Genomic DNA, 23,833 nt, shown 5'->3' on the forward strand with positions numbered 1-23,833 from the left:
TTTCACCTCGCTTCGCATGGTTTCGAATTGGTGGATGCGGGGTGCCCGGCGGAAACACGGGCGGTGGCGTCAATCGAAAATTTACCGGAACGTCGCTGCGGAAGAATTTTGCGCCAATTTTCCGCGAATTAAGCTCAAGGCAATCACTTGCGATTTATCGAGGATCGCTAGGTCCGACATCCGCGGGAGATCGCCGCGGGCGGAGCCTAACGGACAGGTCGATAAGATGCGCTTTCTGCTCCGCATCACATTCTGGCTCGGGCTGGTGCTGGTGCTCCTGCCGCGGGACAAGACGCCCGAATCGGACAAGCTGCCGCAGATCGGCGCCGCCGATGCGGTGCAGGCCGCGACCGCGGCCGTTTCCGACGTGACCCAGTTCTGCAAGCGCCAGCCGGCGGCCTGCGAGGTCGGTGGCCAGGCCGCAACCATCATCGGCCAGCGCGCCCAGGACGGCGCGAAGAAGCTCTATCAGATCATCAACGACAAGAAAGAGCAGATCACCAACGACAAGAACGACGGCGGCAGGAATGACGGCAGCAAGACCGACAGCAAGAAGGCGCCCGACCATACCGGCTCGATCGCGCTGGCCGGCGAAGGCGATCTTGCAGCGAGCGAGGCGCCACGCGATACCCTGACCCAGGACGACCTTGCGCTCGAATGGCGCGGACCGGGGCCGGCGAATTAGCGTCCAAGCCCTATCGATTTCAGGGCTTCGGGTCTCTATATTGGCGGTATGCGGGAACTGCGGGCCAATATGACGACGATCGACGAAATCAGGGACAATTTCGAGCTCCTGGACGAGTGGGACGACCGCTACCGGTACGTCATCGAGCTCGGCCGCACGCTGGAACCGATGCCGGAGGCGGAACATTCGGCCGAGAACAAGGTGCAGGGCTGCGTCAGCCAGGTCTGGCTGCAGAAGACGGTCGATCGCATCAATGGCGAGCCGGTTCTGAAATATCGCGGCGACAGCGACGCTCATATCGTGCGCGGGCTGGTCGCGATCGTTCTCGCGCTGTATTCGGGCCGCCCGCCGCGGGAGATCCTCGATACCGACGCGATCGCCGTCTTCAACGAGTTCGGCTTTCGCGACCATCTGACGCCGCAGCGCTCCAACGGCCTGCGCTCGATGGTCGAGCGCATCAAGACCGATGCGAGAGAGGCGCTCGCGGAAGCGACGTAAGATGCTCTCGTAGGGTGGGCAAAGCGGAGCGTGCCCACCTCCTGTGTCTAATCAACGAAAACTCGTGGGCACGGCACTTTGCGCCTTTGCCCACCCTACGAGATCTCTACGAGATCCCAGGCCTCACTACTTCCGCTTCCGCTGCTGCTGCCCCAGGCCCATCTGCTTGGCCAGTTGCGAGCGCGCCACCGCATAGTTCGGGGCGACCATGGGATAGTCGGCCGGCAAGCCCCACTTCTCGCGGTACTGCTCCGGCGTCATGTTGTACTGCGTGCGCAGATGGCGCTTCAGCGACTTGAAGCGCTTGCCGTCTTCGAGGCACACGAGATAATCGGGCGCGATCGACTTCTTGAGCGAGACGGCGGGCTTGGCCGGCTCCAGCGGCGCGGTCTCGGTGCGGCCTGACGAGACCCGCACCAAGGCGCCATGCACCTGACTGATCAGGTTCGGAATCTCGGCCGACGGCGTCGGATTGTTGCTGAGATAGGCCGACACGATGCTCGCGGTCAGCTCGATGAAATTCTTCGCCCCCGCATCCGACATGCGCCCCTCCCTTGTCCGCCTTGTGGCTTACAGGATTGACGACACCGAAGTATTCCCTGTCAAGAATACATTCGACTGAAACACGACAACTGAAGGCGATGCGCTGATTACTGCTGAAAGGCGCCGGTCTACTTGAGCGCGCGGCCGCTTCAACCGCGCTGGTCGAGATGGGCACGGAGCTCGTCGATCGATGCAAAGCGCATCATGCCCTCCGGCATCTGCGCCTCGATGGAGCCATCGGAATAGAGCGAATAGGCCATGCCGTCGACGACGCCGGACTTGAGCACCGTCACCGGCGGGGGCTCCACGGGCGGCGGCTCGGGCGCCGGCGCAGGAGCGGTCTCCGCGAAGGTCGACGGCGAGCGCGGCGGCGGACGGCGTTGGGCGGCCGGCGGCTCCGGCGGGCGCGCACGGTCCGGCTTCGGCCAGGCGACGTCGAAGCTCGCAGGGGGCGAAAGGTTCGGGGCCTCGCTGGGCTCCGCAGGCGGCGGGGCAGTTTCAGTGGATTTTGCCTCCGCGCGCTCGCGCTCCTTGCGCGAGGTCGAGGCGAACAGCAGGTTGCGCCGGCGCGACGCTTCCGGAGCGGGAGGCGGTGTCGGGGCTTCCGGCTCCTGCTGCGGTGCCTCGGCACGCGGCCGCTCGCGCGCTGCAGCTTCGCTCTGCCACGGCGGCGGACTTGCGGGCGGTGGTGACGGCGCCGGCTCCGCTCTCACCGCCGCAGCGGGCACTGGCTCGGGCGCGACTGCGCCAGGCACGGCGAGGCCCGGCAGCGCGGGCCTGACCCGAACCTCGGATGGCGCGGCCGCACCGGCCAACCGGCGCGCGATGCTCCTGAGCTCGAGCACCACCAGATGCAGGCCGACCAGTAACATTCCGGAGCAGACGCCAATGGTGCCGGAGACTATGAGAGTCCCACCGAGGCTGAATTCCCTGATCGTCATGCCGAAAATCACCGCGAGGAGACCCGCCAGCACGGCGCAAATCCCCACGATCAGCAATGCCAAATTCATCGAACTCACCCCCGGCCGCGCATCCACGCGCGAGAACCGCTACGCCACGATACCGTCATACGCTGTTCCACGCCAACGGCCAATTCTGGGCGGTGTTCCTAAAGGGAAGGAAATCAGGGACTTATTCACATTCCCTTCAGCCGGGGCTCGCTACTGCTAAAGCTGCTCGCAAAGTCATCTGAATGGGTGCCAACCGGAATTGCTGCGTCGCATCAGGAATTTAGCCATAATGCCCAATTACTTGGTAATGGAACTGCGCTATAGGGAGTCCGGGGTTGAGGCCCGCGCGCGCCGGCAGGGCCAAGAGGGGATTCCGGGGCACCGATAGCTATGACATCCATCACGACTTCGGCGATCGACACGCCTCAGCGGCGCTCGATCGAACGGACTTGCGACGATCTCGCCATGCTGGTGCTGGCCGCGGTCGCCGTCATTGCAGGCTTGACCTTCCGCGACTACGGGCTCGGCTGGGACGACTACACCCACGCCGAATATGCCGACCTGCTGCTGCGCATGTTCGGTTCCGGCTTCAAGGACACCGCGGCGCTCTCCTTCGCCAATCTCTACATGTATGGCGGCGGCTTCGACATGGTCGCGGCCCTGCTGCACAAGGTCATTCCGCTCGAGCTGTTCGAGACCCGCCGTCTGGTCGGCGCCATCGTCGGCGTAATCGGGCTTGCCGTGACATGGCGGCTCGGCCGCCGCATCGGCGGACCGCTCGCGGGTCTTGCGGCGCTGCTCCTGCTTGCGCTCTGCCCGACCTTTTACGGCCACATGTTCATGAACCCGAAGGATGCACCCTTCGCGGTCGCCATGGTCGTCCTGATGCTCGGCCTCGTCCGGCTCGCCGAGGAATATCCGCAGCCATCGCCGCGCACGATCCTGATCGTCGGCTTGGGGGCCGGCCTTTCACTCGGTTGCCGTATTCTCGGCGGACTCGCGCTGGTCTACGCCGTGGTCGGCTTCCTGCCGCTGTTGCTGGAGGAATTGCGCACCGAAGGTCCGCGCGAATCCGTTCGCCGCTTCGCCCATGTCGTCTATGTGTTGCTGCCAGGTCTCGTGCTCGGCTACCTCGTGATGGGCCTGATCTGGCCGTGGTCGATCATGGAGCCCGGCAATCCCTTGGCGGCGCTGACCTACTTCTCGCATTTCTTCGAGAAGCCGTGGAAGGAGATGTTCGACGGTGCGATCGTGTCGGTGCCCGACATGCCCTGGTCGTATCTGCCGACGCTGTTCGCCCTGCAGCTGCCCGAGGTGATGCTGGTGCTGATGGGCGCTGCGATCATCAGCACTTTCGCCATGCTGCCGCGGCGCGAGGTTCCGGCGCGCCGCAAGACCATCCTCCTGATGCTCACGCTGGCTGCCACCCTGCCGCTCGCGATCGCGATGGTGAAGCGCCCGGCGCTCTACAACGGCATCCGCCATTTCGTCTTCGTGATCCCGCCGATGGCGGTGCTCGGCGGCGTCGCCTTCGCCTGGACCATGGAGCGCCTGCGGGCCAATCACCGCACCTGGCAGCCGGTCGTGCTCGCCACCTTCTGCTTCGGCCTTGCGCTGTCGCTCGCCGAGATGATCCGGCTGCACCCCTATCAATACACGCATTTCAACCACATTGCCGGCACCGTGCGCGGCGCCGACGACCGCTTCATGCTGGACTATTGGGGCCTCGCCTTGAAGCAGGCCTCCGACGGATTGCGCGAGCAGCTCGTCGAGCGCCAGGAAGTGCCACCCAACAACCGCAAATGGAAGGTGGCGGTGTGCGGTCCGCAGCGCCCGGCCCAGGTGGCGCTCGGGCCCGACTTCACCATCGGCTGGGATTCCAACGCGGCCGATTTCGCCATGACGCTCGGCGAGTTCTACTGCAAGGGCCTCACCGCCCCGGTCATGGTCGAGATCAAGCGCGACGACGTGGTGTTCGCGCGCGTCTACGACATCCGCGGCCGCGGCATTTCCAGCCTGCTGTCGATCCCGGCGCCGTAATAATCTTCTCTCGACCGTGGCCAGGATGGAGCGCAAGCGAAATCCGGGATCGCTCGTGAGGACCCGCATTCCGCTCCGCTCCATGCGGGCTACGCTTGACAGCCACGCTCCTCGCGCCTTGCCGCAAGCCTCCTCCGCGACTACGCTCCCGTTCCGCAACAACGAGGTTCGGAGAGATCAGCCATGTCGCCAGCAGAAGCCCGCCTGAGGGAAGTCCCCTCCAACATGACCGAGGCGGAGTGGCAGCAACGGGTCAATCTCGCCGCGTGCTATCGCCTGGTCGCGCTCTACGGCTGGGACGATCTGGTCGACACCCACATCTCCGCGCGCGTGCCCGGCCCCGACCATCACTTCCTGATCAATCCCTACGGGCTGATGTTCGATGAAATCACGGCCTCCAGCCTCGTCAAGGTCGACCTGCACGGCAACCAGCTCTCCGAGAGCGAGTACAGCATCAACCCGGCGGGCTTCACCATCCATTCGGCCATCCACGAGGTGCGCGAGGACGCGATCTGCGTGCTGCATCTCCACACTCTCGACGGAACCGCGGTGTCGAGCAGCGCGGAAGGGCTCTTGCCCCTGAACCAGACCGCCCAGCTCGTCACCCACGACCTCGCCTATCACGACTATGAAGGCATCGCGCTCGACCACGAGGAGCGGCCACGGCTGCAGAAGGATCTCGGCGACCACAACCACATGCTCCTGCGCAATCACGGCACGCTGACGGTCGGCCGCTCGGTCGCCTCCGCGTTCGAGCGCATGTACCATCTCGAGCGCGCCTGCTCGATGCAGGTGCGCACGCGCGCGCTCGGCACGCCGGTCTATCCGGTCGACGATATCGCGATCGAGAAGAACACCGAGCTGCTCGCCAACCGCGACCGCGCCGAGCTGCGCGCAAACAACCTCGTGTGGCCGCCCTTGCTGCGCAAGCTCGACCGCGTCAATCCCGGCTACCGGTCTTGAGATATTCACGAAATTGAGCTAGTGTTTACGTCGAACTACCTCTGCACGTATCGGAATGAAACGCCGCCCAATTCCGGGCGGCGTTTTTGTTTGGGGCATTCGTCATTGCGAGCGCAGGCGCTCGCAATGACGGGGACGCTGCGCTTTGCCCACCCTACGCACTGCGTGCCTATTTCACCTCCGCCAGCGCGGCGAGGATCCTTGCCCAGGAGCGGATGCCCTTCTGGAAGCTCTGCAGGTCGTATTTCTCGTTCGGCGAGTGGATGTTGTCGTCGTCGAGGCCAAACCCCACCAGCAGCGAGTCGAGGCCGAGCGTGCGCTTGAAGTCGGCGACGATCGGGATCGAAGCGCCGGAGCCCATCAGCACGGTCTCCTTGCCCCATTCCTCCGCCAGCGCCTTGCTGGCGGCCGCGAGCGGCTTCATGGTCCAGTCGAGCGCGACCGCGGGCGCGGCGGAATGGTCGCCGAACTCGACCTTGCAGTCGGCGGGAATGCGCGCCGTCACGTAATCACGGAAGGCCTTGCGGATCTTTTGCGGGTCCTGGCCCTGAACCAGGCGGAACGAGACCTTGGCCGAAGCATGCGAGGGGATCACGGTCTTGGAGCCCTCGCCGATATAGCCGCCCCAGATGCCGTTGACGTCGCAGGTCGGGCGCGTCGAGGCCTGCTCGACCAGCAGCCTGCCCTTCTCGCCAGCCGGGAGCGACAGTCCGACCGGCTTGAGAAAGGTCTCTGGCGTGAAATCGAGCTTCTTCCACTGCTCCAGGATGTCGGGCGGCGTGTCCTTCACGCCGTCATAGAAGCCGGGGATGGTGATGCGGTTGTCGTCGTCGAACAGGCCACCCAGGATCTTCGTGAGCAGGCGGATCGGGTTCATCGCGGTGCCGCCGAACACGCCGGAATGCAGATCGCGATTGGCGGCGGTGATCTTGAGCTCTTCATAGAGCAGGCCGCGCAGCGAGGTCGTGATCGCCGGCGTGTTGCGGTCCCACATGCTGGTGTCGCACACCAGCACGTAGTCGGCCTTGAACTCGTCCTTGTTGGCCTCGATGAAAGGCACGAAGTTCTTCGAGCCGACCTCCTCCTCGCCCTCGATCAGGAAGGTGACGTCGACCGGCAGCGAGCCCGTCACCTTCTTCCAGGCGCGGCAAGCCTCGACGAACGTCATCACCTGCCCTTTGTCGTCCTCGGCGCCGCGCGCGACGATGATCTTGCGGCCGTCGGCATGATCGGTGACGACGGGCTCGAACGGCGGACGGTGCCAGAGATCGAGCGGGTCGACCGGCTGCACATCGTAATGGCCGTAGAACAGCACGTGCGGCCGCCCGCCCGCGCCGGTCTTGCCGACGACGGCGGGATGACCCGCGGTCGGCCTCACCTCGGTGGCGACACCGAGGCTGGCGATGTCCCTGGCGAGATGCTCGGCGGCAGCCTTGCAATCATCGGCGAAGGCGGGATCGGCCGAGATCGACTTGATCCGCAGCAACGAGAACAGGCGCTCCAGGCTGTTATCGAAATCCTTGTCGATGTGGTCGAGCACGGATTGGAGCTGCGCGTTGGCCATGATTGCTATCCTGATTGTTGAGGCTCAAGAGGTCCGGGTTTTAGCGCCGGTGTGGCCTCGGGGCTAGCCGCAAGCGGCGGATGCCGGATGTGCCAGGCGAGACACCCTGCGAGGATGGCGGTCGCAGCGAGGTTGTTGCCCCAAGCCTGGAAGGCGAGCGGAAACCACGGCAGCGACAGCAGCATGAGGAAGCCGGCCGCACCCAGGGCGAGCCAGGTTCCCAGGCGCACATGCGCTCGCTCGTCGAAGGCGGCCCGATGCATCAACACCGTCACCGGGAAGTACAGCCACATGAAATAGTATTGGCGGGCCAGAGGCGAGGCGACCGTCATGAGGCAGAACAAGATGCCGAGCTCCTCGGCATCCGAGCGCGCCGTCCGCCGCGCTTGCCGCGGCATGACCGCAACGAAGCCGAGCCCGAGCAGCGCCGACAGCGCAAGCACGATCCAGTTCGCCGTCCTGTAGTCGACCTCGATCAGATTCATGGTGCGCGGCGGCTTGCTGGGATCGTCCTGATTGTAGTTGATCGGCCGGACCAGGCGATGCGTGACGGCAATGAGGGACTGGTTGACCCACGACCAGTTCTGCTCGTCACGCTGGCCAAAGCCCTTTTCCGAGCTGGCCCCGACCATGCCCTGGTACCAGGTCGCCAGCTCGGCCGCGTTGCGCTCGAAGCCGCGGATCGGTGCCGGCACGACGTAGAGAAGAATGCCGGTGAAGACGATCGCGCTGACCAGGGCCGCCCATTTGCGCCGCCAGGCCAGATAGGGCAGCACGGCGATCGGGAACACCTTGATGGCGGCGGCGAGCGCGAACATGAAGCCTGCCAGCCACGATCGCTGATGCCGCAAGCTCCAGAAGCCGTAGAGCATCATCGCCAGAAGGAGGAGGTTCGGCTGGCCGAGGTCGAACATGTCGAACACGAAGGCCACGGTGACGACGACCGGCAGCGCCTCGAGCCAACGACCCGGCGCGCGGTCCGAGCCGGTCATGACCTGGGAGAACGCCGCGGTGTACCACCACGCCACGGCGTTCAAGATCGACAGGACGACATAGAGCGGGATCTTGCCGAACCAACTCGGGATCGCCAGCAGGATTGCCGGCAGCGGTGGATAGATGAAATCGAAATGCTCGACGGCCGTGGCAGGATACAGCGGCCCACCCTCCAGGACCTGCTGTCCGGCCCAGTACCAGAGCGAGTAGTCCTTGGTCTTGCCGCGGCCGAAAATCTCGGGGACGAGCACCTCGGCGGTCAGGAGGACGCAGCAGAGCAGAAAAAGCAGATCCAGCGGCGCACCCAGCGACGGGCGTCTGGGTGCGTCAGGCTTGGCTAACGGTGCGGGCGGGGTCACGGTGTGGTCCTGAGCGGCGACGACACAGGACCTAGCAGACCGGCGAAGGCTTGCAGAGCCCTTCACCTGAATTTGTGCGCCGTGGTAGCTCGGACGAGCAGATATCAGGGACAGTCAACGTTCTAGAGCTTCACCGGATACGACGACTGCCTCAAACCGGGCGCTCTGCCTAACGCCGTAGCAATCCGCCGAGCGCGCCGCGGACCAGCGTACGGCCGATCGAGCCGCCGAGCTGGCCGCCGAGCGACTTGCCGATATTGGCGGCCATTCCGCCGATCACCTGGTTGGTGACCGATCGCGTCACGTCGCGGGCAATGACCTGGCCGGTCGACAGACGACCTCGCTTGACGTTGGTGCCGAAGATGGTGCCGACGATCGAGCCGATCTGGCCGAGAACGCCGCCGCCGCCTTCGCCCACCGGGACGTCGGCCGTCGCCGCCGTGCCGGCGATGCGCTGCTGGATCATCTCGTAGGCGGACTCGGCATCGACCGCCGTGTCGTATTTGCCCTTCACGGGGCTCGCCGCCATGATCGCCTTGCGCTCCTCCGGCGTGATCACTCCGATGCGGGCCGACGGCGGCCGGATCATCACCCGCTCCACCATCGAAGGCGTGCCGTTGCCCTCGAGGAAGGACACCATCGCCTCGCCTTTGCCGAGCTCCGTGATCACCTTGGCGGTGTCGAGCTTCGGGTTGGGCCGGAAGGTCTGCGCCGCAGCGGCGACCGCCTTCTGGTCGCGCGGGGTGAAGGCACGCAATGCGTGCTGCACGCGGTTGCCCAATTGTCCGAGCACGCGGTCGGGCACGTCGACCGGGTTTTGCGTCACGAAGTAGACGCCGACGCCCTTGGAGCGGATCAGGCGGACCACCTGCTCGATCTTGTCCAGCAGCGCCTTGGGCGCGTCGTTGAACAATAGATGCGCCTCGTCGAAGAAGAACACGAGCTTCGGCTTGGGCAGATCGCCGGCTTCGGGCAGTTCCTCGAACAGCTCCGACAACATCCAGAGCAGGAACGTCGCGTACAGCCTGGGGCTCTGGAGCAGCTTGTCGGCGACCAGGATGTTGACCATGCCGCGACCGTCGCGGTCGGTCTTCATGAAGTCCTTCAGCGCCAGCGCCGGCTCGCCGAAGAATGTGGTGGCGCCCTGGTTCTCCAGCACCAGCAGCTGCCGCTGGATAGTGCCGACCGTTGCTTTGGTGACGTTGCCGAACCCCTGAGCAGCCTTGCGGATGACGGCGAGCGGATCCTCCTGCACGTCCGCAGACTTCTTTCCGCTCTCGGGCACGATGGCGTCGAGCAACGCCCGCAAGTCCTTCATGTCGATCAAGGTCAGGCCGTTGTCGTCGGCGACGCGGAAGGCGACGTTGAGCACGCCTTCCTGCACGTCGTTCAGATCGAGCATGCGCGCGAGCAGCAGCGGCCCCATTTCAGTGACGGTCGCCCGCACCGGGTGGCCCTGCTCGCCGAACACGTCCCAGAACACCGTCGAGAACTGATCGGGCTGGAATGTCAGCCCCATTTCGGTGGCGCGCTTGACGATGAAATCCTTCGGCTCGCCGATCTGGCTGATGCCGGAGAGGTCGCCCTTGATGTCGGCCGCGAAGACCGGAACACCGGCGCGCGCAAATCCTTCCGCCATCACTTGCAGCGACACGGTCTTGCCGGTTCCGGTTGCACCCGTGACGAGGCCGTGGCGATTGGCCAGCGCAAGCGTCAGCCAAGCCTGCTCGTCTCCCTTGCCGACGAAGATCTTGGCGTCGGTATCGCCGAGCTTGCTGTCCTGTGCGGTCATTATTCTCTCTGATCTCTTGCCGAGTTTCGCGTCTCGAAACCCGAATGCACCAATTCCGTAGTTTAACGCATCTCGTGCGCCGATTAAATCGGTTCAGCGGCTCCCGCGCATGCGACATTGTCGGACACGGACGGACGCGATCAGCCCAAAGTAGCATCGAGGCGTTTCGCATAGCGGCAATTTTTCGCCGATTCGTTCTAGGCTCTTGCACGGCGGCAACACTCTTCGCGCGTTCGAGGATGAATCGCGACGGGACCTGCGTTCATCGCTTGTATTTCACATCACACCGGCTCAAGATCATTTTCGAAAGCAATATTCCGGCATGCAAACCGGCTGAGGGGCGGGGTCTTATGGACGAGCTGATCGGACGGCTGGCGACAAACGCCAGCATAGATGGTGCTGTCGCTGAAAAGACCGTCGGCATTATCCTGGCCTTCCTTCGCAACGAGGGCCCTTCCGACAGTGTGCAGGCCCTGATCGACCAGATCCCCGGAGCGGAAGCTGCGATCGAAGCGTCCAGGAGCGGTGGCGGCCTGTCGCGGCTGATGGGCGGCGGCTTGATGGCCGTCGGCACCCGCCTGATGGGCCTGGGGCTCGGCATGTCCGAGATTCAGAACGTCGCCCGTGAACTTTTCCGCTACGGGCGAGACAAAATCGGAGCGGATCAGATGGGCAAGATCATCGCGGGGACGCCGGGCCTCAGCCAGTTCGCCTGAGCGACGCTTTTCATATCGAGTATCATGACATATCCGATCTCCGAGATTGAGGGCCTGCCGGCCTTTGCCGCCAACAAGTTGAAGGCGCAAGGAATCCGCACCACCGACGCGCTGCTCGAGGCGGCGTCCACCGTGAAGGGCCGCAAGGCGCTTTCGGCCAAGACCGGCATCAGCGAGCAGCAATTGCTGGAATGGGCCAACGTCTCCGACTACATGCGCATCCCCGGCATGGGCAGGGCCAAGGTCGGGCTCGTCCGCGCCGCCGGCGTCACCACCGTGCGCGAGCTCGCCTATCGAAATCCGGCGAGGTTGGCGCAGAGCATGCGCGAGGCCAACGAGAAGAAGAAGCTGGTCCGCGTCCTGCCTTCCGAGAAGTCGGTCGGCGACATCATCGCCAAGGCCAAGAAGCTGCCTCCGAAGATTACGTATTGATCGGGAGATTGGGCTGGCCCGATGGGGCACCGCTACTCCCAAATCGTCATTGCGAGCGCAGCGAAGCAATGACGGAGGGTGGACAAGAACATCGCATCCTCTCGGCCGTCTGCGCACATCGGAATGGCCGCGAATGGCCCCAATCCCGTCTTGACTCCCCCTGCCCGACAGCGCAATGCCACGCGCATGAACGCCTCGCCCTTCCCTTCCGTCCCGCCGGCCGGCTCGGCCGGGATCGACGTGCTGCGGACGCTCGCGGGCCGGCCGCTTCCTGCGGTGATGGGGGTGCTCAACATCACCCCGGATTCCTTCTCCGACGGCGGCGAATTCATCGCGCCGGCGCGAGCGCTGGAGCGGGCGCGGGCGATGATCGCCGCCGGCGTCGACATCATCGATATCGGCGCCGAATCCACCCGGCCCTATAAGGGCGCCCGGCCGGTCACGGCGGCGGAAGAACTCGCGCGGCTGAAGCCGGTGCTCTCGGACGTCGTGGCGCTCGGTGTGCCCGTCTCGATCGACAGCATGAAGGCGGAGGTGGTGGCCTTCGCGCTCGACCAGGGCGCGGCGATCGCCAACGACGTCTGGGGCCTGCAACGCGACCCCGCCATGGCGCCGTTGATCGCCGCCAGGGGCGTGCCCGTCATCGTCATGCACAATCGCGACAGCGTCGATCCCGCCATCGACATCGTCGCGGACATCAAGACATTCTTCCTGCGCTCGCTGGATCTTGCTGCAAAAGCCGGCATTGCGCGCGACAAGATCGTGCTCGATCCCGGGATCGGCTTCGGCAAGTCCGCCGAGCAGAGCATGACCGCGCTGGCGCGCTTGCGCGAGCTCGACATGTTCGGCCTGCCGATCCTGGTCGGCGCTTCGCGCAAACGCTTCATCGCCTCGGTGTCGCCGTCGGAGCCGTCGGAGCGGCTCGCCGGCTCGATTGCGGCGCATCTGATCGCCGCGCAACGCGGCGCCAAGATCATCCGAACCCATGACGTCGCCGAAACCCTGCAGGCCCTGCGGGTGGCGCAGGCCATCGAGAGCAAGCCATGACCGATACGATCTTCGTCACCGGCCTGTCGATCCATGCCCGCCACGGCGTGATGGACCACGAAACCGAGGTCGGCCAGCGTTTCGTCATCGATCTCGAGCTCTATACCGACCTGTCGGAGCCTGCGCGCAGCGACCGGCTCGCGGACACAGTGTCCTACGCCGATGTCGTGGCGACGACGACGGCTGCGTTCAAGAACACCAATTACAAGCTCCTGGAGCGCGCGGCCGGCGCGGTGGCCGATGCCATCCTGTCGCACTTCCCGCGTATCCGCGCCGTGAAGGTCACGGTGCACAAGCCGCACGCGCCGATCGCCGCGATCTTCGACGATGTCGGCATCGTGCTGACGCGCTCGCGGCATCCCTAGCATGGCGAGCGTGTTGATCGCACTCGGCGGCAATGTCGGCGATGTCCGCGCGACGTTCAAGAAGGCGATCGCGCATGTCTGCGGCATGGCACAGGCGGCGCTGATCGCGCGCTCGTCCGACTATGCGACCCCGCCCTGGGGCGACGAGGACCAGGAACCCTTCATCAATGCCTGTATCGAGATCGAGACCAGCCTCGATCCGCATGCGCTATTGTTCGTGCTGCAGAAAGTCGAGCAGAAATTCGGCCGCACGCGAACCAAGGAGCGGCGCTGGGGCCCGCGCACGCTCGATCTCGACATGATCGCCTATGACGATGTCTCCTTGCAAAAGCCCGACCTGACGCTGCCGCACCCGCGCCTGTTCGCGCGCGCCTTCGTGCTGGTGCCGCTGGCCGAAATCGCACCCGACCGCGTGATCTCGGGCATTCGTGTGCGTGATGGGCTCGCCAGCGTCTCGGCGCAAGGCATTGAGCGGCTTCCGGATACCGGTTAACCAAAAACAACCGTTTGCAGGAACGGTCCGCCATGGCAATTTCGCCTGCGAATAACAAGACGTTCGGGAGCCCCGCGCCGCATGACCTCCGTGACTGACGACCTGCCGCTGGCGGCGGATTTTCCCAAGGCCACGCCTGAGGACTGGCGCAAGCTGGTCGACGGCGTGCTGAAGGGCGCGCCGTTCGAAAAGCTGGTCGGCAAGACCTATGACGGCATCAAGATCGAACCGCTCTATCCGCGCGCGAAAGGCGTTGCGCCGCTGATGGGCCGGCCGCCGGCCGCGCCGTGGCAGGTCGTGCAAAGGATCGACCATCCCGATGCGGCGCTCGCCAATGCGCAGGCGCTGCAGGATCTGGAGAACGGCGCGACCGGGCTTGCGCTGGTGTTCGCCGGCGCCAATGGCGCGCGCGGTTTCGGCCTGGAACCGTCGGCCGAGGCGGTGGCAAAGATCCTGAAAGACATCCACCTCGACGCCGGCATCGGCGTCGAGCTCGAGGTCGGACCGCAATCGCGGATGGCCGCGATCCATGTCGCGGAATATGTGAAGAGCAACGGCCTCGATCCCGGCGCCTGCAACATCCGCTTCGGGCTCGATCCGCTCGCGGCGGGCGCGGTGTGGGGCCACAGCCCCTATACGTGGGATGAGATCGCCCCCGCCGTCACCGACGCGACCAAGGGCCTCGCCGGGCTCGGCTTCAAGGGGCCGTTCGCCTCCGCCGATGGCCGCGTGGTCCATGATGCAGGCGGCTCGGAGGTGCAGGAGCTCGCTTTCGTGCTCGCCTGCGGCGTCGCTTACCTGCGCGCGATCGAAGGCGCGGGCATTCCGCTGGAAGCCGCGCAGGACATGGTCTATGCGCGGCTCGCCGCCGATGCCGACCAATTCCTGACCATGGCCAAGTTCCGCGCCCTGCGGCTGCTATGGGCGCGCATCGAGACCGCTTGCGGGCTGACGCCGAAACCGCTGTTCATCGCGGCCGATACCGCCTGGCGCATGCTGACGCAACGCGACCCTTACGTGAACATGCTGCGCGCCACCATGGCGGCATTCGCCGCGGGACTGGCCGGTGCCAACGCCATCACCGTGCTGCCGCATACGCTGGCGCTCGGCCTGCCCGATCCGTTCGCGCGGCGCGTGGCGCGCAACACGCAGCTTCTGCTGCTGGAAGAAAGCAACCTCGCCAAGGTCAGCGATCCCGCGGCAGGCAGCGGCGGCATCGAGACGCTGACGGCGCAGCTGTGCGAAGCGGCCTGGGCGCTGTTCCAGGAGAGCGAGAAAGCCGGCGGTGCGTTCGCCGCGCTTCAGCAAAGTGTGTTCCAGAGCAAGATCGCTGCCACGCGCAAGGCGCACGAGGCCAATATCGCAAAGCGCCGCGACGTGCTGACTGGCGCCAGCGAGTTTCCGAATCTTCACGAGAGCGAAGCCAGTGTCCTGAAGGCAACGCCGATCGCGCTTCCGCCCTACGGCGAACAGAAATACAAATTCGCGGCGCTGCCGCCGATCCGACTGGCGGAACCGTTCGAGGCGCTGCGCGACAAGTCCGATGCAATGTTGAAGGCGCGGGGCGCACGACCAAAGCTGTTCCTGGCCAATCTCGGCACGCCCGCCGATTTCACGGCGCGCGCGACGTTCGCAAAGAGCTTCTTCGAGGCTGGCGGCATTGAGGCCACGGGCAGCGAGGGCTTTGCCGGTCCGGCCAAGCTGGCCGCGGCCTTCAAGGCCTCCGGCGCCGAGTTGGCCTGTCTGTGTTCCAGCGACAAGGTCTATGCGGAACACGCCGAAGCCGCGGCAAAGGCCCTGCAATCGGCCGGCGCGCGACATATCTATCTGGCAGGCCGCCCGGCTGAGGCCGAGGCGGTGCTGCGGGCCGCAGGCGTCACGGGCTTTGTCTTCGCCGGAGGCGACGCGCTTGCGACACTGCAGGACGCCTACCGACGGATGGAACAGCGATGACCGACACCAGCAAACCCGTTCTCACCGGCGGCTGCCAATGCGGCGCCGTGCGATTTGCGGTCATGACGGCGCCGACCAGGATTTCGATCTGCCACTGCCGGATGTGCCAGAAGGCGAGCGGCGCGCCGTTCGCCTCTTTGGCCGACATCAACAAGACCGATTTCGCCTGGACCAAGGGCAAGCCGTCGTTCTTCCGCTCCTCCTCGATCGCCGATCGCGGCTATTGCGCCGCCTGCGGCACGCCGCTGAGCTTCGGCCGCATCGACGGCGACCGGATCGAGATCATGACCGGCACCTTCGATCGCCCCGACCGGGTGGTGCCGACGCGGCAGTTCGGCATCGAATCCCGCCTCGGCTGGGTCGTCGGCATCGCCAATTTGCCGAGCCAGACCACGCAGCAGAATTACGGACCGGAGAAGATGGCGACGATCGTCAGCCATCAGCATCCGGATCATGATTGAGCGCTTATGAAATGGTTGAAGACATGAGCCGCATTCCGAATTTCGCCGACATTGCCTTTGAGCGGCCAACCGTCGCTGCTGCCGTCGGCAGCGCCGAGCCGTGGCTGACGCCTGAGGGCATTCTGGTGAAGCCCGCTTATGGCGAGGCTGATCTGGCCGGGCTCGATTTCCTCGAGACCTATCCGGGCATCGCGCCCTATTTGCGCGGCCCCTACCCGACCATGTATGTCAACCAGCCCTGGACGGTCAGGCAATATGCCGGCTTCTCCACGGCGGAGGATTCCAACGCGTTCTATCGCCGCAATCTCGCGGCGGGGCAAAAGGGCCTCTCGGTCGCGTTCGATCTTGCCACCCATCGCGGCTACGACTCGGATCATCCGCGCGTCGGCGGCGACGTCGGCATGGCCGGCGTTGCCATCGATTCCATCTACGACATGCGCACGCTGTTCGCGGGCATCCCGCTCGACCAGATGAGCGTGTCCATGACCATGAACGGCGCGGTGCTGCCGATCCTCGCGCTCTATGTCGCCGCTGCCGAGGAACAGGGCGTTCCGCCGGAGAAGCTGTCGGGCACCATTCAGAACGACATCTTAAAAGAGTTCATGGTGCGCAACACCTACATCTATCCGCCGGCGCCCTCGATGCGGATCATCTCGGACATCTTCGCCTACACCTCTCAAAAGATGCCGAAGTACAATTCGATCTCGATCTCCGGCTATCACATGCAGGAGGCCGGCGCGACGCAGGATCTCGAGCTCGCCTATACGCTCGCCGATGGCGTCGAATATTTGCGCGCCGGCCTTGCCGCAGGCCTCGACGTCGACCGCTTCGCGCCGCGCCTGTCGTTCTTCTGGGCGATCGGCATGAACTTCTTCATGGAGGTTGCCAAGCTGCGCGCGGCGCGCCTGCTCTGGGCGAAGCTGCTCAAGCCCTTCAACCCCAGGGACCCGCGCTCGCTGTCGCTGCGCACGCACAGCCAGACCTCGGGCTGGTCGCTGACTGCGCAGGACGTCTTCAACAACGTGATGCGCACCACGGTGGAAGCGATGGCCGCGACGCAAGGTCACACCCAATCGCTGCACACCAACGCGCTCGACGAAGCGCTGGCGCTGCCGACCGACTTCTCGGCGCGCATCGCCCGCAACACCCAGCTGTTCCTGCAGCAGGAGAGCGGCACCACCCGCATCATCGATCCCTGGGGCGGCTCGTATTATGTCGAGCGGCTCACGCGCGACCTCGCCGCCAAGGCCTGGGGCCATATCCAGGAGATCGAGGAACTCGGCGGCATGGCGAAGGCGATCGAAGCCGGCGTGCCGAAGCTGCGCATCGAGGAGGCCTCGGCGAAGACGCAAGCGCGAATCGATGCCGGCAAGCAGGCGGTGATCGGCGTCAACAAGTACAAGCCGACCGACGAGGACAGAATCGAGATCCTGAAGGTCGACAACACCAATGTGCGCCGGCTTCAGATCGACAAGCTCAAGCGGCTGAAAGCCGAGCGCAACCAGCAGGAGGTCGATGCCGCGCTCGCCGCGCTGACGCGCTCGGCCGGCGAAGGCAACGGCAATCTGCTCGCGCTCGCGATCGACGCGGCACGCGCCAAGGCGACCGTCGGCGAAATTTCTGACGCAATGGAGAAGGTGTTCGGCCGCCATCGCGCCGAAATCAAGTCCATCACCGGTGTCTACAAGCGGGAGGCGTCCAGCATGGGCACCCAGGTCGAGAAGGTTCAGGCGCTGATCGACGCCTTCGAGGAGGCCGAAGGCCGCCGCCCACGCATCCTGGTCGCCAAGATCGGCCAGGACGGCCACGACCGCGGCCAGAAGGTGATCGCGTCGGCGTTCGCCGATATCGGCTTCGACGTCGACATCGGGCCCCTGTTTGCCACCGCCGACGAAGCCGCGCGGCAGGCGGTCGAGAACGACGTGCACATTCTCGGCGTCTCCTCGCTGGCGGCCGCCCACCTCACCGCGGTACCCGAGTTGAAGGCCGCGCTGAAGAAGCAGGGCCGCGACGACATCATGATCATCGTCGGCGGCGTGGTGCCGCCGCAGGATTACGATGCGCTCTACGCCGCCGGCGCAGAGGCGATCTTCCCGCCCGGCACGGTGATCGCGGATGCCGCCGAGGAGCTGATCCGCAAGCTGAACGCCCGGCTGGGACATAGCGAGGCGGCGGAGTAGCTTCGCCGTCGAACTTCCGACAAGAAGGCTCTGCGTGACGTTTCTTGCGCCGATTTGGCTCGGCGCTCGTTCGCCTCTCCCGCTCGCTCGCGGGAGAGGGAGTGCCCGCGGCTGGCGCAATCACGCCTAATCGCATCATGCTTTAGCCGGATCGCGGACGGGTCCGGGCCAGTGTCCGTGCCAGGGAATCCGTCCAATCGGGAATCCAGGAGGCAAACAGGGCTTTCCAGCGCTCGGCGTCGGCAGGTTCAGTTTCGAGCGCAACCGACCATTCGATGAGGGTGCGGTCGCCTTCGACGATCGGACGCAGATGCATGTTGCCTTGGTAGCGCGCCGGCGCCGGACTCGGGCTGCCGTCGTCTTGCGGATAGGGTATCGCTTCGAGACCGGCGTAGGTCAGGCTGTGCTGCGAATCCGAGTGATCGACGAGGCGCTGGCGGATCCAGTTTCCGAGATAGCAGAAGCGCCTGATGGCGCCGACTTCATCGCCGCGCCTGTTGTCTTCGATCTCGCTCTCGCTTACCCCGTCGATATAAGCGGGGTAGTTGTTGAAATCGCGGATCAGCGACCAGACGTCATTGAGCGGGTGGTTCAGCACGGCGCTGTAATAGGCTTGGGTCATCGATGGCTTGCCTCTTTCGTTACGCGCAGAGGTTGGCTATCCGCGCGGACAAAACCCACCCGATTTCCGACTGCCCGTTCGAGGAGGCGTCTGCTTTCACACAACATGGCCTTCCGGTTGGTAGCGCTACCTTGCGGCGGCGACGCAAAGCCGACTAGAATGCCCGTGTTGACAAGAGCGCCCGGCATCACGGGCGCCGCTGGGAGGGATTCAATGTCCAAGATTTCACGCCGCACCTTTGCGGCTTCCACCGCCGCTATCGCGGCCTCCGCCGCTTTCGGCTTCAAACCCGCACTTGCGCAAGCCTATCCGGCCCGGCCGGTCACCGTGATCGTGCCCTGGGGCGCCGGCGGCGGCACCGATGCCACCGCGCGCATCGTCGCAGCGCTGCTGGAGAAGGATCTCGGCCAGCCCTTCAACGTGGTCAACCGCACCGGCGGCTCCGGCGTGGTCGGCCATAGCGCGATCGCGACCGCGCAGCCCGATGGCTACACCATCGGCATGCTTACTGTCGAAATCTCGATGATGCACTGGCAAGGCCTCACCGACCTCACGCCGAAGAGCTACACGCCGCTGGCGCTGATGAACGAGGATCCGCCCGGCATCCAGGTCTCCTCCTCCTCGCCCTACAAGACGGTCAAGGAGCTCGCCGACGCGATCAAGGCGGCGCCTCCCGGCAAGTTCAAGGCTTCCGGCACCGGCCAGGGCGGTATCTGGCATCTGGCGCTGGTCGGCTGGATGCAGGCGATGGGCCTGCCCGCCAACCAGGTCGCCTGGGTGCCATCGAATGGCGCGGCACCCGCAATGCAGGATCTCGCGGCCGGCGGTGTCGACCTCACCACCTGCTCGGTGCCGGAGGCGCGCGCCATCATCGAGGCCGGCAAGGCCAGGAGTCTTGCCATCATGGCGCCCGCGCGCAACCCGGTGTTCAAGGACGTGCCGACGCTGAAGGAGGCCATGGGCATCGACTACGCAACCGGCGCCTGGCGCGGCATTGCCGGGCCGAAAAATCTGCCGCCGGAGATCGCAACAAAGCTCACGGCGGCACTGAAGAAGGTCTACGATTCCGCCGAGTTCAAGGACTTCATGAGCAATCGCGGCTTCGGCACCGTGTGGGGCGATGCGGCCCATTTCGCGGGCTTCATGGACAAGGGCGACGCCCAGATGGGCGAGGCGATGAAGGCCGCGGGCCTGAGCAAGGCGTGATGTTTTCACCTCTCCCCGACTGCGGGGAGAGGTCGAATTCGAGCTTTGCTCGAATTCGGGTGAGGGGGAGTCTCCGCGAGTCCAGCTCTCACCGTTCGCGCGGAAAGTCCCCCCACCCCAACCCTCTCCCCGCAAGAACGGGGAGAGGGAGAAGAAAGCATACAGGACCCCTATGCGTCTTCCCGACTCCGTCACGGGATCGTTTCTCGTCGTGCTCGGCGCGGCTGCTGCCTATGGCGGCTACATCCTGCCGCCGGTGCCGGGGCAGCCGGTCGGCCCCAACGTGTTTCCGCTGGTGATCGGCTGCGGCCTTGCGCTGTGTGGGCTCGCGATCGTGTTCGGCATCGGCCGTTCCTTCGAGGAGGAGGAAGAGCTGGTCCCGTTCGAGGACGGCCAGACGGCGGCCCCGCCGCCGCAGAGCAAACTCTACGGCCTGCGCGCGCTGCTGCCGCCGGCGCTGCTGCTGTTCTACGTCTTCGCCGCCGACCGGCTCGGATTCATCATCACCGCGGCGACCATGGTCTACGTGACCTCGACCGCGCTCGGGGCGAGGTGGAAGCTGGCGCTGCCGCTGGCGATGCTCTCGCCGTTCGCCATTCATCTCATCTTCGGCAAGCTGCTCCGCGTGCCGCTGCCGGTTGGCCTGCTGCCGACGCCCTGGTGATTCATGCTGAAGACTCTGATTGATGCGTTCGCGCTGATCTCCACCTGGGAGGTCATCATCTCGATGTTTGCCGCCTCGGTGTACGGGCTGGTGATCGGCTCGCTGCCGGGCCTGTCGGCGACGATGGCGACCGCCCTGCTCGTCCCCGTCACCTTCTACTTGTCGCCGATCGCGGCGATCGCGACCATCGTCGCAGCGTCCTCGATGGCGATCTTTTCCGGCGACATTCCCGGCGCGCTGCTGCGTATCCCGGGTACGCCCGCCTCCGCGGCTTACGCGGATGAAGCCTACGCCATGACGCGCAAGGGCCAGGCCGAGCTGGCGTTAGGGGCCGGCGTCTGGTTCTCCGCCGTCGGCGGCATCGCCGGCGTGCTGTCGCTGATGATCCTGGCGCCGCCGCTCGCCGAGATCGCGCTGTCGTTCTCGACCTTCGAATATTTCTGGCTGGCGCTGCTAGGCCTGATGTGCGCCACCTTGGTGGCGCGTTCCTCGCCGGTGAAGGCGATCGCCGGCATGTTCATCGGCCTGCTCGTGGCCTGCATCGGCATCGAGAATCCCGGCGGCATCCCGCGCTTCACCTTTGGGCTTACAGATCTGTTCGGCGGCATCGAGCCGATCCCGGCGCTGGTCGGCGTGTTCGCGGCGGCACAGGTAATGCGCGCGATGCTGACGCCCGAGCCGCCGCCGCTGCCGCGGCGCAAATTCGGAAGCATCATGGCCGGCCAGTGGAAGCTGACCAAGCTCTATCGCTGGCAGATGACGCGCGGGAACATCGTCGGCATCATCATCGGCGTGCTGCCCGGCGCCGGCGCCGACATGGCCGCCTGGGTCTCCTATGCGATGTCGAAGCGCTTCTCCAAGGAGCCGGAAAAGTTCGGCACCGGCCACGTCGAGGGCCTGGTCGAGGCCGGCGCCAGCAACAATGCCAGCATCGCCTCCGGCTGGGTGCCTTCGCTGCTGTTCGGCATCCCCGGCGACACCATCGCCGCGATCGCGATCGGCGTGCTCTACATGAAAGGGCTCAATCCCGGCCCGACGCTGTTCACCGAGAAGGCGTCGAGCATGTATGCGATCTACCTGATGTTCATCATCGCCAATATCCTGATGATCCCTCTCGGAATCGCGATGATCCGCGTCGCCACCTACATCCTGCTGGCACCGCGCTCGGCGATCATGCCGATCATCATGCTGTGCTGCGCGGTCGGCTCGTTCGCGATCGGCAACAACATGTTCGGCGTCGTCACCGTCGCCGCCTTCGGCGTGATCGGCTATGTCATGGAGACGAACGGCTATCCCGTCGCGGCCATGGTGCTCGGCATCGTCATGGGAACAATGGTCGAGCAGGCCTTCGTCACATCATTGATCAAGTCGGACGGCAGCATCCTGCCGTTCTTCGAGCGGCCAGTCGCGGCCATCCTCGCCGCGATGGCGATCGGCGCGCTGCTCTGGCCGGTGATGGTGTGGGTGTGGCGGAAGGTGAAGCAGCCGCAAGCCGCGGCGGCAACGACCCGGTGATATCGGGCGGGCGGCTCTCGCCTGCCCCGCCTCGGCGTTGTAAAGCAGAGGCATGACTGAGAAGAAGGCCTCGCTCGACATCAAGACACTCGCCCGCGACGTCCGCTCCGGCAGTCGCGCGGCGCTCGCCCGGGCCATTACGCTGGTGGAGAGCCGGCGCAGCGATCACCAGGCGCTGGCGCGGGAGCTGGTGCAGATGCTGCTGCCCGACACCGGCAAGGCGTTTCGCGTCGGCATCACAGGCTCGCCCGGCGTCGGCAAATCCACCACGATCGATGCGCTGGGTACGTATCTGATCGAACAGGGCCACAAGGTCGCCGTGCTCGCGGTCGATCCATCCTCGGCGCGCAGCGGCGGCTCGATTCTCGGCGACAAGACACGGATGGCGCGGCTGTCAGCCTCGAACGACGCCTTCATCCGCCCCTCGCCGTCCTCGGGCACGCTCGGCGGCGTCGCGGCGAAGACACGCGAGGCGATGCTGCTGTGCGAGGCCGCCGGCTTCGGCGTCGTGCTGGTGGAAACCGTCGGCATCGGCCAGTCCGAGACCGCCGTCTGCGACATGACCGACTTCTTCCTCGCCCTCATGCTGCCGGGCGGCGGCGACGAGCTGCAGGGCATCAAGAAGGGCCTGGTCGAGCTCGCCGACATGATCGCGATCAACAAGGCCGATGGCGACAATTTGAAGCGCGCCAACATCACCGCGGCGGATTATCGCGGCGCGCTGCATATCTTGGCACCGCGGTCCGAGCATTGGCATCCGCCAGTCGAGACCTATTCGGCGCTGACCGGCGACGGCATCGCAAAGATCTGGCAGAAGGTTCTGGATCACCGCAAGGCGATGAACGCGTCCGGCGATTTCGCGGGGCGGCGGCGCGAGCAGCAGGTGAAGTGGATGTGGTCGATGCTGGAGCAGCGCATGCTGGCACGGCTGCGCAGCGAGGCCTCGGTGCGGACCAAGGTGCGCAAGATCGAGGCCGAGGTCGCCGATGGCCATCTCACGCCGGCGCTCGCCGCCGAACAGATTCTGGAGTGGCTGCAATGAGCGACAAGCTCCGCATTCTTCTCACCGGCTTCGGTCCGTTTCCCGGCGCGCCCTACAATCCGACCCAGCCGCTGGTGGCGCGGCTGGCGCAATTGCGCCGGCCCGCGCTCGACGATGTCGCGCTCTCGAGCCACATTTTTCCGGTCACCTATGCCGCGGTCGACCGGCAATTACCCGACGTGCTCGCTGCGCAAAAGCCCGACGCGCTGCTGATGTTCGGCCTCGCCGCACGCACGCCTTACCTGCGTATCGAGACGCGGGCGCGCAACGCCGTCACCATGCTCTGGCCCGACGCCGCCAACACCCGCTCGACCAAGCGCGGCATCGCCGGCCATGCCGACGCGATGATGTTCGGCCCGCACACCGCAAGGCTGCTGCGCGCCGCGCGCCTCACCGGCATCGACGCCCGTCCCTCGCGCGACGCCGGCGCCTATCTCTGCAACTACTTAAGCTGGCGCGCGATCGAGCGCGTGAAGGCGGGCGGACCCAGGCTTGCTGCGTTCATCCACATTCCCCTGCTCGCGCGCAGCGGCGGTGCGCGCCGGAAGGGCGCAGCCCGCATCACGCTGGAGGAACTGGTGGATGCGGGGGAAGCGATGCTGATGGAGATGGTGCAGTTGGCGCGCAAGGCGCGGAACACGCCGGCCTCGTAGGGTGGGCAAAGCGAAGCGTGCCCACGTCTTCTGTTACTGCCGTGGACAGGTGGTGGGCACGGCGCAAGCGCGCCTTTGCCCACCCTACGGCACCTCC

23 protein-coding genes are annotated in these 23,833 nt (G+C 65.5%); 17 read left to right on the top strand and 6 right to left on the bottom strand.

Going from position 1 to position 23,833, the window contains the following annotated elements; translation table 11 throughout:
• The first annotated feature begins 226 nt into the window (after positions 1-226).
• Together P0R31_RS07315 and P0R31_RS07320 are read left to right on the top strand one after the other, a co-directional pair.
• Positions 227-685 (top strand): DUF5330 domain-containing protein, encoded by a 459-nt coding sequence (locus tag P0R31_RS07315; protein ID WP_036042942.1) that lies wholly within the window; start codon positions 227-229, stop codon positions 683-685.
• Positions 686-754: 69 nt separating this feature from the next.
• The gene (locus P0R31_RS07320; RefSeq protein WP_275513481.1) at positions 755-1,183 is read left to right on the top strand and encodes a SufE family protein; all 429 of its coding nucleotides are present in this window, start codon (positions 755-757) and stop codon (positions 1,181-1,183) included.
• 126 nt (positions 1,184-1,309) lie between these two features.
• Here P0R31_RS07320 and P0R31_RS07325 read toward each other — a convergent pair whose 3' ends face one another.
• Positions 1,310-1,726 (bottom strand): MucR family transcriptional regulator, encoded by a 417-nt coding sequence (locus P0R31_RS07325; RefSeq protein WP_275513482.1) that lies wholly within the window; start codon positions 1,724-1,726, stop codon positions 1,310-1,312.
• Between the two features lie 149 nt (positions 1,727-1,875).
• A complete protein-coding gene (locus P0R31_RS07330; RefSeq protein WP_275513483.1) occupies positions 1,876-2,736 on the bottom strand; it encodes a DUF308 domain-containing protein in 861 nt (286 codons plus the stop codon).
• 330 nt (positions 2,737-3,066) lie between these two features.
• Here P0R31_RS07330 and P0R31_RS07335 point away from each other — a divergent pair, with 330 nt between their 5' ends.
• Both P0R31_RS07335 and P0R31_RS07340 read left to right on the top strand, forming a co-directional pair.
• On the top strand, positions 3,067-4,716 hold the full coding sequence (locus P0R31_RS07335; protein WP_275513484.1) for a glycosyltransferase family 39 protein: 1,650 nt from the start codon (positions 3,067-3,069) through the stop codon (positions 4,714-4,716).
• A 183-nt stretch (positions 4,717-4,899) separates the two neighbouring features.
• Positions 4,900-5,679 carry a class II aldolase/adducin family protein gene (locus P0R31_RS07340; protein ID WP_275513485.1) on the top strand — a complete coding sequence of 260 codons (780 nt, stop codon included), beginning with the start codon at positions 4,900-4,902 and terminating at the stop codon, positions 5,677-5,679.
• A gap of 169 nt (positions 5,680-5,848) precedes the next feature.
• On the opposite strand, the gene P0R31_RS07345 is transcribed toward P0R31_RS07340, so the two are convergent.
• The 3 genes from P0R31_RS07345 to P0R31_RS07355 form a co-directional block, all read right to left on the bottom strand.
• Positions 5,849-7,243, bottom strand: a complete 1,395-nt coding sequence (locus P0R31_RS07345) for a M20/M25/M40 family metallo-hydrolase (protein ID WP_275513486.1) — start codon at positions 7,241-7,243, stop codon at positions 5,849-5,851.
• A 5-nt stretch (positions 7,244-7,248) separates the two neighbouring features.
• Complete coding sequence (locus P0R31_RS07350; protein ID WP_275513487.1) at positions 7,249-8,595, bottom strand: glycosyltransferase family 87 protein; 1,347 nt, start codon at positions 8,593-8,595, stop codon at positions 7,249-7,251.
• 169 nt (positions 8,596-8,764) lie between these two features.
• Positions 8,765-10,387: a helicase HerA-like domain-containing protein gene (locus P0R31_RS07355; RefSeq protein ID WP_275513488.1), complete on the bottom strand. Its 1,623-nt coding sequence runs from the start codon at positions 10,385-10,387 to the stop codon at positions 8,765-8,767.
• A gap of 350 nt (positions 10,388-10,737) precedes the next feature.
• Here P0R31_RS07355 and P0R31_RS07360 point away from each other — a divergent pair, with 350 nt between their 5' ends.
• The 8 genes from P0R31_RS07360 to scpA all read left to right on the top strand — a co-directional run bounded on the left by P0R31_RS07360 (position 10,738) and on the right by scpA (position 18,034).
• On the top strand, positions 10,738-11,103 hold the full coding sequence (locus P0R31_RS07360; RefSeq protein WP_128262632.1) for a DUF2267 domain-containing protein: 366 nt from the start codon (positions 10,738-10,740) through the stop codon (positions 11,101-11,103).
• A 24-nt stretch (positions 11,104-11,127) separates the two neighbouring features.
• Positions 11,128-11,535 carry a DUF4332 domain-containing protein gene (locus P0R31_RS07365; protein ID WP_036005985.1) on the top strand — a complete coding sequence of 136 codons (408 nt, stop codon included), beginning with the start codon at positions 11,128-11,130 and terminating at the stop codon, positions 11,533-11,535.
• 186 nt (positions 11,536-11,721) lie between these two features.
• Entirely contained in the window at positions 11,722-12,582 is an 861-nt protein-coding gene (gene folP / locus P0R31_RS07370; RefSeq protein ID WP_275513489.1) for a dihydropteroate synthase, read from the top strand.
• Positions 12,579-12,947 (top strand): dihydroneopterin aldolase, encoded by a 369-nt coding sequence (folB, locus tag P0R31_RS07375; protein ID WP_036005989.1) that lies wholly within the window; start codon positions 12,579-12,581, stop codon positions 12,945-12,947. Before folP ends, folB begins: the two co-directional genes overlap by 4 nt.
• 1 nt (position 12,948) lies before the next feature.
• Entirely contained in the window at positions 12,949-13,440 is a 492-nt protein-coding gene (gene folK / locus P0R31_RS07380) for a 2-amino-4-hydroxy-6-hydroxymethyldihydropteridine diphosphokinase (protein ID WP_275513490.1), read from the top strand.
• 81 nt (positions 13,441-13,521) lie between these two features.
• Positions 13,522-15,393, top strand: a complete 1,872-nt coding sequence (locus P0R31_RS07385) for a methylmalonyl-CoA mutase family protein (RefSeq protein WP_275513491.1) — start codon at positions 13,522-13,524, stop codon at positions 15,391-15,393.
• Complete coding sequence (locus tag P0R31_RS07390; protein ID WP_057027174.1) at positions 15,390-15,854, top strand: GFA family protein; 465 nt, start codon at positions 15,390-15,392, stop codon at positions 15,852-15,854. Before P0R31_RS07385 ends, P0R31_RS07390 begins: the two co-directional genes overlap by 4 nt.
• Positions 15,855-15,877: 23 nt before the next feature.
• Entirely contained in the window at positions 15,878-18,034 is a 2,157-nt protein-coding gene (gene scpA / locus P0R31_RS07395) for a methylmalonyl-CoA mutase (protein ID WP_275513492.1), read from the top strand.
• Between the two features lie 142 nt (positions 18,035-18,176).
• Here scpA and P0R31_RS07400 read toward each other — a convergent pair whose 3' ends face one another.
• Entirely contained in the window at positions 18,177-18,656 is a 480-nt protein-coding gene (locus tag P0R31_RS07400) for an SRPBCC family protein (RefSeq protein WP_275513493.1), read from the bottom strand.
• A 213-nt stretch (positions 18,657-18,869) separates the two neighbouring features.
• Between P0R31_RS07400 and P0R31_RS07405 the strand changes: the two genes are divergently transcribed.
• The 5 genes from P0R31_RS07405 (at position 18,870) to P0R31_RS07425 (ending at position 23,736) form a co-directional block, all read left to right on the top strand.
• A complete protein-coding gene (locus tag P0R31_RS07405; RefSeq protein WP_128262639.1) occupies positions 18,870-19,862 on the top strand; it encodes a tripartite tricarboxylate transporter substrate binding protein in 993 nt (330 codons plus the stop codon).
• Positions 19,863-20,034: 172 nt separating this feature from the next.
• Positions 20,035-20,526 (top strand): tripartite tricarboxylate transporter TctB family protein, encoded by a 492-nt coding sequence (locus tag P0R31_RS07410; protein ID WP_275513494.1) that lies wholly within the window; start codon positions 20,035-20,037, stop codon positions 20,524-20,526.
• A 3-nt stretch (positions 20,527-20,529) separates the two neighbouring features.
• Complete coding sequence (locus tag P0R31_RS07415; protein ID WP_275513495.1) at positions 20,530-22,041, top strand: tripartite tricarboxylate transporter permease; 1,512 nt, start codon at positions 20,530-20,532, stop codon at positions 22,039-22,041.
• Between the two features lie 52 nt (positions 22,042-22,093).
• Complete coding sequence (gene meaB, locus P0R31_RS07420; RefSeq protein WP_275513496.1) at positions 22,094-23,083, top strand: methylmalonyl Co-A mutase-associated GTPase MeaB; 990 nt, start codon at positions 22,094-22,096, stop codon at positions 23,081-23,083.
• The gene (locus P0R31_RS07425) at positions 23,080-23,736 is read left to right on the top strand and encodes a pyroglutamyl-peptidase I (RefSeq protein ID WP_157281447.1); all 657 of its coding nucleotides are present in this window, start codon (positions 23,080-23,082) and stop codon (positions 23,734-23,736) included. Before meaB ends, P0R31_RS07425 begins: the two co-directional genes overlap by 4 nt.
• The last annotated feature ends 97 nt before the right edge of the window (positions 23,737-23,833 follow it).

It is taken from the genome of Bradyrhizobium yuanmingense (assembly GCF_029167105.1).
Classification (GTDB): Bacteria; Pseudomonadota; Alphaproteobacteria; order Rhizobiales; family Xanthobacteraceae; genus Bradyrhizobium; species Bradyrhizobium yuanmingense_A.

Bases quoted from the DNA above. Each gene is read 5' to 3' on its own strand.
- P0R31_RS07335 (WP_275513484.1), top strand. From the start codon at position 3,067: ATGACATCCATCACGACTTCGGCGATCGACACGCCTCAGCGGCGCTCG.
- folP (WP_275513489.1), top strand. From the start codon at position 11,722: ATGAACGCCTCGCCCTTCCCTTCCGTCCCGCCGGCCGGCTCGGCCGGG.
- meaB (WP_275513496.1), top strand. From the start codon at position 22,094: ATGACTGAGAAGAAGGCCTCGCTCGACATCAAGACACTCGCCCGCGAC.
- P0R31_RS07410 (WP_275513494.1), top strand. From the start codon at position 20,035: ATGCGTCTTCCCGACTCCGTCACGGGATCGTTTCTCGTCGTGCTCGGC.
- P0R31_RS07405 (WP_128262639.1), top strand. From the start codon at position 18,870: ATGTCCAAGATTTCACGCCGCACCTTTGCGGCTTCCACCGCCGCTATC.
- P0R31_RS07340 (WP_275513485.1), top strand. From the start codon at position 4,900: ATGTCGCCAGCAGAAGCCCGCCTGAGGGAAGTCCCCTCCAACATGACC.
- P0R31_RS07365 (WP_036005985.1), top strand. From the start codon at position 11,128: ATGACATATCCGATCTCCGAGATTGAGGGCCTGCCGGCCTTTGCCGCC.
- P0R31_RS07315 (WP_036042942.1), top strand. From the start codon at position 227: ATGCGCTTTCTGCTCCGCATCACATTCTGGCTCGGGCTGGTGCTGGTG.
- P0R31_RS07415 (WP_275513495.1), top strand. From the start codon at position 20,530: ATGCTGAAGACTCTGATTGATGCGTTCGCGCTGATCTCCACCTGGGAG.
- scpA (WP_275513492.1), top strand. From the start codon at position 15,878: ATGAGCCGCATTCCGAATTTCGCCGACATTGCCTTTGAGCGGCCAACC.
- folB (WP_036005989.1), top strand. From the start codon at position 12,579: ATGACCGATACGATCTTCGTCACCGGCCTGTCGATCCATGCCCGCCAC.
- P0R31_RS07325 (WP_275513482.1), bottom strand. From the start codon at position 1,726: ATGTCGGATGCGGGGGCGAAGAATTTCATCGAGCTGACCGCGAGCATC.
- P0R31_RS07345 (WP_275513486.1), bottom strand. From the start codon at position 7,243: ATGGCCAACGCGCAGCTCCAATCCGTGCTCGACCACATCGACAAGGAT.
- P0R31_RS07400 (WP_275513493.1), bottom strand. From the start codon at position 18,656: ATGACCCAAGCCTATTACAGCGCCGTGCTGAACCACCCGCTCAATGAC.
- P0R31_RS07390 (WP_057027174.1), top strand. From the start codon at position 15,390: ATGACCGACACCAGCAAACCCGTTCTCACCGGCGGCTGCCAATGCGGC.
- P0R31_RS07320 (WP_275513481.1), top strand. From the start codon at position 755: ATGACGACGATCGACGAAATCAGGGACAATTTCGAGCTCCTGGACGAG.
- P0R31_RS07355 (WP_275513488.1), bottom strand. From the start codon at position 10,387: ATGACCGCACAGGACAGCAAGCTCGGCGATACCGACGCCAAGATCTTC.
- folK (WP_275513490.1), top strand. From the start codon at position 12,949: ATGGCGAGCGTGTTGATCGCACTCGGCGGCAATGTCGGCGATGTCCGC.
- P0R31_RS07425 (WP_157281447.1), top strand. From the start codon at position 23,080: ATGAGCGACAAGCTCCGCATTCTTCTCACCGGCTTCGGTCCGTTTCCC.
- P0R31_RS07385 (WP_275513491.1), top strand. From the start codon at position 13,522: ATGACCTCCGTGACTGACGACCTGCCGCTGGCGGCGGATTTTCCCAAG.
- P0R31_RS07360 (WP_128262632.1), top strand. From the start codon at position 10,738: ATGGACGAGCTGATCGGACGGCTGGCGACAAACGCCAGCATAGATGGT.
- P0R31_RS07330 (WP_275513483.1), bottom strand. From the start codon at position 2,736: ATGAATTTGGCATTGCTGATCGTGGGGATTTGCGCCGTGCTGGCGGGT.